The organism is Lysinibacillus sp. UBA6686 (genome assembly GCF_002455205.1).
In the GTDB taxonomy this organism is placed as follows: Bacteria; Bacillota; Bacilli; order Bacillales_A; family Planococcaceae; genus Lysinibacillus; species Lysinibacillus pakistanensis.
Genome location: NZ_DKJS01000076.1, coordinates 85,762 through 95,179, shown reverse-complemented (window position 1 = coordinate 95,179; position 9,418 = coordinate 85,762). Strand labels below are relative to the sequence as shown.

Sequence of the window (9,418 nt, the reverse complement as noted above, 5' to 3'; positions counted from 1 at the left end):
GGTCATAGTACCGTCCACTGGTAGAATGAACGGGAAGGACCGAACAATTCGGAGAGAATAGTCCTTGGCATGCAGTTTTCTATGAAGAACACAGAAAATCCAAGAGGGGTCTACTCAGTTGAGGTAGTGGTGAATCCCATGTAAGAAGATAAGCTATGGAAAACGGTACTTTAGTATATGAAATATTTATTCTGACATCTCAAAATAAGATTTACGAAGTAGAAGTAAACGCAAAGACAGGTGTAATTCGTAAAATTGAAGAGGAGAATGATTCCAATTAAAATATCTTTATAAACACAAATCCCAGGTACTCAATATTTTTGAGCCTGGGATTTTTTTACTCTACAATTGTTTCTTCAAATGTTTTTCTACCAGGATTTACTTTATTTACGTAAACATTTATTTTGCTTATTGACTCTTTAGTCAAGGGTATTTTCCCGTCGTTCTCTATTTTCTTCCATACTTTTACTTTGTCTCGGTACAGGTATTCGGATAAACGGTAAATATCAACGTCTAATTTCAATCCCTCTTCATATGTTGTCTTTATTTCTTCTTTAACTTTCTTAATAATACCTTTTCTTATCTCATCTGAAGTTACTTTAGTTTTAAAACCATTGAGTGTAGCGTTGAATTTAATATCTATTTCAAATGTCACCTGATTGTTTTTAACAATTGGTTTAACATCAAGATCTATTTTTTCTAAATCTAACGTTAAGTAATCTCTTTCGCTATCGTCCACTTTAATGGTTATGTCCCCTCTATTCTTTTTGGTTAGCATCCATTGGGTTCCTCTTGCAGTGTTACCTTTCATCGTTCCTTTAAATCCATCTTTTGAAAGGATGCAGTTACCATTTACGGAAGTTTCCTTTGCGGGCTTCTCATTTTTAGACTCCCAACTTTCGTTGATTGAGACTAATGACAAAGCCACTTCATGACTTGGTTCATTTAATCCAATAATTAAACTTCTTAAATCGATAGGCTCAATAAATGTTTCTAAAGCTTTTGTATTTAATGGACTACTTAGTTTTGAACTTGTAAGTGGCTTATTTACTAAAGGTGTTATCAGAAGAATCTCTTCTAATGAATCCTTTGTACAATGGGCAAAAATCTGATATCTTGTTTCTCTAAAACGTAAAAAACTATCTATAACAGAGATAGCATGTTCACTTTTTAAAACTTCTTCAGTGAATATAGCATAGGTCATATGCCCCCAAAATATTTCTTGGTCAACTGAGCGATATATATTATAAATAGCTTCTTCCATGGTATCCCCTTTAGCATGTCCAATCTCTGATGGTGTTGTTTCAGGACTGGGTGTTTCAGATTTTGCAACATCAGCAAAGTTAATCAATTGTATATAAACTTCATACTTATTATCTTTAAAATCTACACCGACTCCATGGACATAATACATTCTTTGGGGTTCAGAGACATCCCAACATCCAGAGAGAAACAGTATCATGGTAAAGCATATGGTTAAGATAATTTTTCTTTTCAATTTGTCATCCCTACTTTTAGAAGTTTGTATTTTGGAAGTTGGTACTTTCAGTTTAGACAAAAATAAAGACAGTTATAATTTTAAAAAGAAGGGTTTTCTAAAAGTATTCTAATTTATACAGGAAAATTGGAGAAGTGATTTTATACATGAAAAAAGCCACTCATTTGAATGACTATTTAGTGACTAAGATTATTGGTTTTGGATTATTAATATTAGGACCTATTACAGCTCCAAATTTTGAAATTAGCAGCATTACTAATAAAAGAGTTAGCATACTAAACATCGAGGGAATATAAGAATTGACGTGCCCCCTGGTAATAATGAGTTAATGTCATTCTTGGAGAAGTGCGGATTTGCAAAAACTAGTGAACCACCAATAATGATAAAGAATTCAATGAATATGCCATTTAGGAACCATGAATTATTTTCGATTGCTGCCCAAGTTTTTGGATAATGAGTGATAATCCAACACTCGGATAAAAACAGATTTCTTTGATTTTAGGAGCCCATTGGAAAGCCAGTGGGAATGGACTACAACACACACTTTTGGATGAGTCAAAACATAATTGCACTTGTGGTTTGAAAGCTTGATGTTTTTGAATTAGTAGACGATTTAAGTGAGTCTTTAAATCTAAAAGAGGTATACAGTCGATTTATAGTATTTGAAAGTCCTTCTACTACAGCAGAAGAGGCAATTGAACAATATTCTTTAGACAAAAAAGATTAAAACAGCACAGGCTAGTAAACGATACAAGAGTTACAAAATGATGATTGTAGGAATTAGTTTCTATCTATATCCACCGCCATGTCCTACCGTTGAAATAATGAAACATCCATAAGGAGTATGCATGAATCATCCAAACTTGAAACTTAGACATTAAAGGGAAACAGCTCTTGAATGAGTAGCTGTTTTTGTCATTTCAAGATTAATTCCAAAATCCCATAGTTGTTTAGCATGATTGTCTCCCACAACCATCGAGAATTGATTGGAATTATAGTGGGGGGATTTGTCATTTGTGTATATTATTTGAACAATCGTTGAGAAATAATAAAAGAGATAAAATTTACTGAAACTATATGTAAACTTAAAACGTAATAAAATAATGGTTTATATAACCAACTATAATTAGCACTTTTTTGATGCATTGGAGGATAAGGAAGATGACAGTTAGTTATTGGACAGGACAAAATCTTACATTACGAGCGATACAACCAGAAGATATCATTATATTTGAATTTTTAGATGATGAAATTCTTCGAAATATGGATTCGATTCATTTTCCTCGCTCAGCTAATAAAATGTCAGAATGGGTAGAAGAACAATCTGAAGAAGATGATGAATTCCGTTTTGTTGCAGTAGATAGAGATAATAATATTGTTGGGTTGATTGAAACATTTGATTGTGATTTGAAAAACGGTATCTTTGATTATTATTTAGCTGTATTCGAACCTTACAGGGGTAAAGGATATGCAAAAGAAATGATTCTCATGGTTCTTCGATTCTTCTTTTCAGAGCGTGCTTATCAAAAAGTAAATACAACAGTGTACTCCTTTAATGAACCATCCATGCGCCTTCATGAAAAATTAGGCTTCATGAAAGAGGGGCAATTAAGAAAAATTATTTTCACTAAAGGTGCTTATCATGATGGTATTTGCTATGGAATGACAAGAGAAGAATTTGAACAAAATCATGGATCTTCTCTATAAAAAAAATACAGTACAGAGATAAGTAAAATAGTGATCCAAACAAATAAAAATGGGGGGATTTTATGAAAAAAGAAAAGAAACCACTAGTTATTGCTATTGCTGCGGTTTCTGGCGGTGGAAAAACGACTATATCGACTCACCTAAACAAAAGATTAAAAAATTCTAAAATACTATTATTTGATGAATATGATTTTGATGGTCCTGATGACATTATAGATTGGATTGACAACGGAGCTAATTATGATGAGTGGAACTTGGCTCCTCTAATTAGAGATATAGAAGCGTTACTAACTGAACCTTTAGATTACATAGTGCTGGACTTTCCGTTTGCCTATAAACACTTTGGAACGAGTAAATTCATAGATTTTGCTGTGTTTGTTGATACTCCTTTGGATATTGCAATGGCACGTCGAGTATCTAGAGATTTTAAGAATAATTCGGTAGAAAATATTTTAATGGATATGGAGGGTTATATTTCACAAGGAAGGCGCGGCTATCTAGAGATGTTAGAAACAGTAAAACCGAATTCCGACATCATTGTCGATGGGACTTTACCCGTATCCGAAATTGTAAGTATTCTTTCTCAATACGTAGACCAGATTTCTTAACAGTTCTATTTTCTCCATAATTCTAAATTAAGGTGTCTCAGTAAATAATCCGTAAAATGACCTCCGTGAGGGATGGTAAAATTAAAATACTTTTTAATGTCCGATCATTTACTCTTATAATCTTTTAAAACAAGCCCTAATAATGTAGCTGCAGAGATGTGGTTGCTTTTTATGGTGGCCAAAAGAATTCAATTAGAGCAACTGCTTCTTGTGCTAACGGAGCAGGTTACTTTAAGGTGGAAAAAATAATAAAGTATTGAATTTATATAAAATTAATTTTTTAGTTGTGTAAGGAGGGAAAACAATGCTTAAACAAATAATTCAAAATTGGAATCAGTATTGTAGAGATGAAAATTTTGTTGGCATAGGTTCTACAAGAAAAGTATATAGAGTTTTAGATTATGTAATAAAAGTGCATTTACATCCAATCGGTTATAAACAATCAAAAAATGAATTAGAAATTTACACTTCAATGGTTGATAAAGGTCTCGCCCAGTTATTCGCTCAGACATACTATGTTGATGATTTCATATCTGTACAAAAATATTACAAACCTTTAGAACTAAAGAATAATCAAACGTATGAGGTAAAGGATGAAGAAAACCAATGTTTGATCCCTAATTTGTTTGATGAGGTTTTAGAAATATTAGATAAAAACTTCGATTGCTTTGATTTAGAAGACAGTAGTAATTACGGTTTAAATAATGATGGTAAACTTGTTTTTACCGATTATGGTATGACAAAGAGTTTATATGAAAAAGAGTGGGTTCCGTTAGCCGAAGAGGGCATACTTCCGCAAATACATTTTGACTTTTGCAGTGTTTGTGGATTAGAACAGGAACTTCGTATGTACGGAGACAATGACAGAGACAAACGTTGTTATAATTGTGGTAAGGAATAAGGAGAATCAGTATGTCGTAAAATTTATGAATACTTAAAGTAACGGGGACGATTGTTCAATAGAGCAGTCACTTTTTTACTAAAACATTTAATTAAATCGACATCAACCTAATGTAAGAGAACTTTTTTATCCTACGCAACCTCTGAAAAGAAGGTCGAGAAAGAATATGAATTATATATGCATCCTCCAGTAAGAGAATTATATGGATATGACTTTGAAGATGAGATTGTTGACTGTATTGGAATAGAATAAATGACTATAGAAACACCTATTAGTCAAAAGTTGTATTGGAATTATTTATGCTATGTAAAAGAACATCCTATTAATACATGGAATACAGATACATTTATTATGTATGGAGCCAAAGATGAACTGTGCGAATTTGAAACTATTAACTATTTTACAAAAAACATCGTTGTGAATTAAAAGTCATGGAAACAGGTGAACATTACTTTCATACTGAAGAATATCAATTAGCAAATTACAATCAGGAATTATAAATGTCAGTTTATTCACTTAAACAAACGAGGTGTTTTACCTAAATAAACCACAAAAAAAGACCACTCTTTGATGGGTGGCAAAAATAATAAACTATAAATGTCCAACCGTTGAAATGCTGAAAATCATTGTGGGAGTCAAATCTTAATCATTAATTTTTTAATCTTTTAAAACATGCTTTGAATCAGATATGTGGGTGATTTTTAGTTTGGTTGTTCATACTATATTGAATGCATTATTAATATAGTTTTATGGTAATATTATTGAGCATACATAAGGGAGGTAATCTATTGTTTGAAAATGTTTCAAAACTCCAATTAACACTATTTTTTGTAATGGTTTTTATCGGTTTTTCACAAGCGTTTAGCAACTGGGGAGAAAAGAGAACGTTATCTTTATTCTTTTTGACTTCTAGTATTTTAGTTTTAATTCTTGCGATTATTGCTTTAATTGACTATAGAAAACGGCAAATATCTAAAGACTGAAAAGCCACAAAACGTTCTTTTACAATGTATGAATAATAACGAAAAAAAGATTGAAGCAAATTAGCCTCAATCTTTCTTACTCACACATTCCTGTACACACGCTCGCTGTTTTAGCTTTAATATACATTAACTTGCTAGGTGTACAGGGGAGCTTATTATTTAAAACGTTGATATATCAATATTTTAAGGGCATCGCGTAGTCAACTTGCATTCATTTTATTTTACGTTTGGATAAATCATTGTTGCAGGATCTACATATTCATCAAACTGTTCTTCTGTTAGCAATCCTGTAGCAATCGCTGCCTCTTTTAAAGTTGTCCCTTCTTTATGGGCTTTCTTCGCAATTTTTGCTGCATTTTCATAGCCGATATAAGGATTTAATGCCGTTACAAGCATTAATGAATTTTGTAAGTTATGATCGAGTACTTCTTTATTTGGCTCAATGCCTATTGCGCAATGGTCGTTAAATGATTTCATTGTATCTGCTAATAGACGAGTGGATTGTAAGAAATTATAAATAATGACTGGTTTAAAGACGTTTAGTTCAAAATTACCTTGTGAAGCGGCAAAGGCAATTGTTGCATCGTTTCCAACAACTTGTGTTACTACCATTGTCATGGCTTCACTTTGAGTCGGATTGACCTTACCTGGCATAATCGAGGAGCCTGGTTCGTTTTCGGGAATGGTAATCTCACCAATTCCTGAGCGAGGACCACTTGCTAACCAGCGTACATCATTGGCAATTTTCATTAAGTCTGCGGCAAGTGCTTTTAAGGCACCGTGAGCAACGACAGCCTCATCATGACTTGTAAGAGCATGGAATTTATTTCCGGCAGAAGTAAAATGCTTATTTGTCAGTGTGCTAATTTCGGATGCTACTCGTTCGCCAAATTCAGGGTGTGCGTTAATACCCGTGCCAACTGCTGTACCACCAATCGCAAGTTCCTTCATGTATTCTATATTTTGGATAATCATATGCTCGGATTTTGATAGCATTGCTGCCCAGCCACTAATCTCTTGACCTAATGTAAGGGGAGTTGCATCCTGTAAATGTGTGCGGCCAATTTTGATAATGTCTTTAAATTGCTCAGCTTTTTCTTCTAACGTTGCTTTTAATAAACGAAGACGTGGTAATAAATAATCCTCAACCTTTAACACGGCTGCAATATGCAAAGCAGTGGGGAATGTATCATTTGAGCTTTGGGATTTATTAACATCATCATTAGGATGAATACGGTCAGCCTCTCCAGCATCTTGTAAAATCTGGTTCGCTCGATGTGCAATAACCTCATTGACGTTCATATTCGACTGTGTACCACTACCTGTTTGCCATACAACAAGTGGGAATTGATCGTCCCATTGACCATTTAAAATTTCATCAGCTGCTTGGACAATAGCGTTTGTTTTAATGGCTGAAAGCTTTCCAAGTTTATGGTTCGCGATAGCAGCACTTTTCTTTAAAATAGCCATCGCTTGTACGAGCTCGATTGGCATTTGCTCTGTACCGATTTGGAAGTTTTCTTTACTACGCTGTGTTTGAGCACCCCAAATTTTATCAGCAGGTACTTTAATTTCACCCATAGTGTCTTTTTCAATACGATAATCCATGTAAAACAGCTCCTTTGTTTATGTAAATATTCCGTAAATACAGTTAAAAAACGGATATTCTTAGTCTGATGTAAGAATATCCGTTTGATACATGCTTATTTCAAAAAAGAGGGGGATTCTGAATTAAGCAATTTGGAGAAAAGAAATAATCTAATGATAATGATAATTGTTATCAATTAAAAAGTCAACTATTCTGAATTGAGAACAGTTGTTAACTTTCTATTTTGATACCCATTTAAAAAAATTTAAAACGCTATCATTGCATTTATCAACGATAGCGTTATTCTTTAAACTATAAAAGGCTATCTTTTTTTCTTCCCAAGTTCTTTAATAGGCTGTTTCTTAGGTATAATTTCAAAAACGATACGTACTTGGTAATTATTATTGTCGATTTGATTAACCTCAATGATTTTTGCTTTTCGTCCTTTAATTTTAATATTTTCTTCTACAGTAGGTAGATTGACGAGCAGCTGACTTAATACGGAAATCTTGCCTTCATAAAAATGAGTCACAAACATATCACTTTTCTCCCTTGTTCTTTTTTCAGGTACAATAAGGTGCAAAAGGTTTTACTCAATGTATGACAATCATTTAGAAAGTAGAACATTTTCTATAAGTCCAAAAGAATAGATATCAGGGAGTCTTGACGAAAAGGGTGAAATGAATTATGATGTATCGAAAATGATTTAACAATGATTGGAAGTAGTAGTGAATGTAGTTTGCTTTAGAGAGATGATGGCTGGTGAAAATCATCGCAAACCATTTATGAACTCATCCAGGAGTTCTTTATGCTGAAGATAGTAGGTATAAACGGCTGCTACCGTTATAGTCAAGTGAGCTTTCTAGCTAATCAGAGTGGTACCGCGGATAACTTCGTCTCTATATTTATTGGAGACGAAGTTTTTTATTTGGGAAATGATGAGAGAAACTGCCGCTTATATGATCAAGGAGGGAAATAGGATGGAGATAATAAAAAAGCATACAACAACAGTAGGTTTAACTGCACTTGTTCTGTCAGCACTTCTAACATCGATGAGCCAAGTGTTCTATGCCAAGCAAGTACAGGAGGTACCCACCTTTTTATTTACGGGTATTAGTTTTTTCATTACAGCGATTTATTTCTCATTCTTTGCCAGAAAACGAAAGCAAGTGAATGTGTGGAAGGGAAATATTAAGGATGTAGTGAAGTTGAACGCTGCTACAGTGATAACATTTATGGGCTTTTATTTTGCCTTAAAATATGTTGAGTCCGCGATTGTAAGTGCACTTGAAATGGGCATTGGACCGCTTTTTGTTTTAATAGTAGCTGTTTTTGCTAAGGAGTCCATTCCTCGGGTTCAATGGGCAATTGCTTTAGGAACATTTATTGCTTGTACTATACTAATAGTAGCTGTTATTAGTGGGAAATCAGCTGTTCAAATGGACCTAACCTTGCCTGTAATTGTGGCATTAATAGCGAGTGTTGGCTGTGGGATTGGTGCAGTTCTCTGTACAATCTACTCAAAGCGATTAAGTGAGGCTGGTTGGACTACTTCTATGATTTTAGCTAACCGCTATTATGGCATAATTTTATTATCTTTTTCTGCAACTTTCGACATATTTTTTAATTATTTCTCGGGAAATATTTCATGGATACTTGCAGTCACAGTAATAGGTGTCATGCTACCGATGTATTTATTACAGATAGGCATTCAGTATTGCTCATCATTGATTGTAATGATGAGTTTATGCTTTGTTCCAATATTCACATTTTTCTTTCAGCTGTTTGATCCAAGGCTCTCATGGTCACCTATTTCCTTTATAGGCATTAGTTTATTATTTATTTTAGGTGTTTGTAGTTTGTATTTGGAAAAAAAGTCGGTTTCAGAGTAGCATGGGCACGTTATAATAATAGTAAGGGAGGAAGCGAAATGTATTTAAAATCATGTAAGGTGTTACAGAACAACATCGAAGATAAGCATGTGTATCCCTTTAATATACCAAGCTTGCAGGATTTACAGGAGCTAGAGTTTCCGACAAATGTCACTTTCTTTGTTGGTGAAAATGGCTCTGGTAAATCCACATTGCTGGAGGCAATTGCTGATTGCTGTGATTTTAATACGGCAGGTGGTGG

General features: G+C 33.7%; 11 protein-coding genes, 1 pseudogene and 1 other annotated feature. Of the genes and pseudogenes, 9 read left to right on the top strand and 3 right to left on the bottom strand.

The window, feature by feature from the left end; all coding sequences use genetic code 11:
* The first annotated feature begins 155 nt into the window (after positions 1 to 155).
* A complete protein-coding gene (locus tag B2R82_RS20785) occupies positions 156 to 281 on the top strand; it encodes a PepSY domain-containing protein (RefSeq protein WP_286926820.1) in 126 nt (41 codons plus the stop codon).
* A 56-nt stretch (positions 282 to 337) separates the two neighbouring features.
* On the opposite strand, the gene B2R82_RS20780 is transcribed toward B2R82_RS20785, so the two are convergent.
* Positions 338 to 1,498, bottom strand: coding sequence for a Ger(x)C family spore germination protein (locus B2R82_RS20780; RefSeq protein WP_286926819.1), 1,161 nt, complete (start codon positions 1,496 to 1,498; stop codon positions 338 to 340).
* A gap of 328 nt (positions 1,499 to 1,826) precedes the next feature.
* Here B2R82_RS20780 and B2R82_RS20775 point away from each other — a divergent pair, with 328 nt between their 5' ends.
* The 6 genes and pseudogenes from B2R82_RS20775 to B2R82_RS20750 all read left to right on the top strand — a co-directional run bounded on the left by B2R82_RS20775 (position 1,827) and on the right by B2R82_RS20750 (position 5,697).
* Entirely contained in the window at positions 1,827 to 1,952 is a 126-nt protein-coding gene (locus tag B2R82_RS20775) for a hypothetical protein (RefSeq protein ID WP_286926818.1), read from the top strand.
* Between the two features lie 707 nt (positions 1,953 to 2,659).
* Positions 2,660 to 3,205, top strand: coding sequence for a GNAT family N-acetyltransferase (locus B2R82_RS20770; protein ID WP_286926817.1), 546 nt, complete (start codon positions 2,660 to 2,662; stop codon positions 3,203 to 3,205).
* A gap of 62 nt (positions 3,206 to 3,267) precedes the next feature.
* Positions 3,268 to 3,813, top strand: coding sequence for a hypothetical protein (locus tag B2R82_RS20765; RefSeq protein ID WP_286926816.1), 546 nt, complete (start codon positions 3,268 to 3,270; stop codon positions 3,811 to 3,813).
* A gap of 304 nt (positions 3,814 to 4,117) precedes the next feature.
* Positions 4,118 to 4,714 carry a protein kinase gene (locus B2R82_RS20760; RefSeq protein WP_286926815.1) on the top strand — a complete coding sequence of 199 codons (597 nt, stop codon included), beginning with the start codon at positions 4,118 to 4,120 and terminating at the stop codon, positions 4,712 to 4,714.
* Positions 4,715 to 4,966: 252 nt separating this feature from the next.
* Positions 4,967 to 5,214, top strand: a pseudogene (locus tag B2R82_RS20755) (alpha/beta hydrolase); the annotation flags it as partial.
* Between the two features lie 288 nt (positions 5,215 to 5,502).
* Positions 5,503 to 5,697 carry a hypothetical protein gene (locus tag B2R82_RS20750; RefSeq protein WP_286926814.1) on the top strand — a complete coding sequence of 65 codons (195 nt, stop codon included), beginning with the start codon at positions 5,503 to 5,505 and terminating at the stop codon, positions 5,695 to 5,697.
* Positions 5,698 to 5,913: 216 nt separating this feature from the next.
* Here B2R82_RS20750 and fumC read toward each other — a convergent pair whose 3' ends face one another.
* Positions 5,914 to 7,305, bottom strand: a complete 1,392-nt coding sequence (gene fumC, locus B2R82_RS20745; protein WP_286926813.1) for a class II fumarate hydratase — start codon at positions 7,303 to 7,305, stop codon at positions 5,914 to 5,916.
* Positions 7,306 to 7,607: 302 nt separating this feature from the next.
* Entirely contained in the window at positions 7,608 to 7,823 is a 216-nt protein-coding gene (locus tag B2R82_RS20740) for a hypothetical protein (protein ID WP_286926812.1), read from the bottom strand.
* Positions 7,824 to 7,988: 165 nt separating this feature from the next.
* Positions 7,989 to 8,189 (top strand) — a binding site (T-box leader).
* Positions 8,190 to 8,265: 76 nt separating this feature from the next.
* Here B2R82_RS20740 and B2R82_RS20735 point away from each other — a divergent pair.
* Both B2R82_RS20735 and B2R82_RS20730 read left to right on the top strand, forming a co-directional pair.
* Positions 8,266 to 9,177, top strand: a complete 912-nt coding sequence (locus B2R82_RS20735) for a DMT family transporter (RefSeq protein WP_286926811.1) — start codon at positions 8,266 to 8,268, stop codon at positions 9,175 to 9,177.
* 38 nt (positions 9,178 to 9,215) lie between these two features.
* A partial coding sequence (locus B2R82_RS20730) for an AAA family ATPase (protein WP_286926810.1) occupies positions 9,216 to 9,418 on the top strand: 203 nt, incomplete at its 3' end.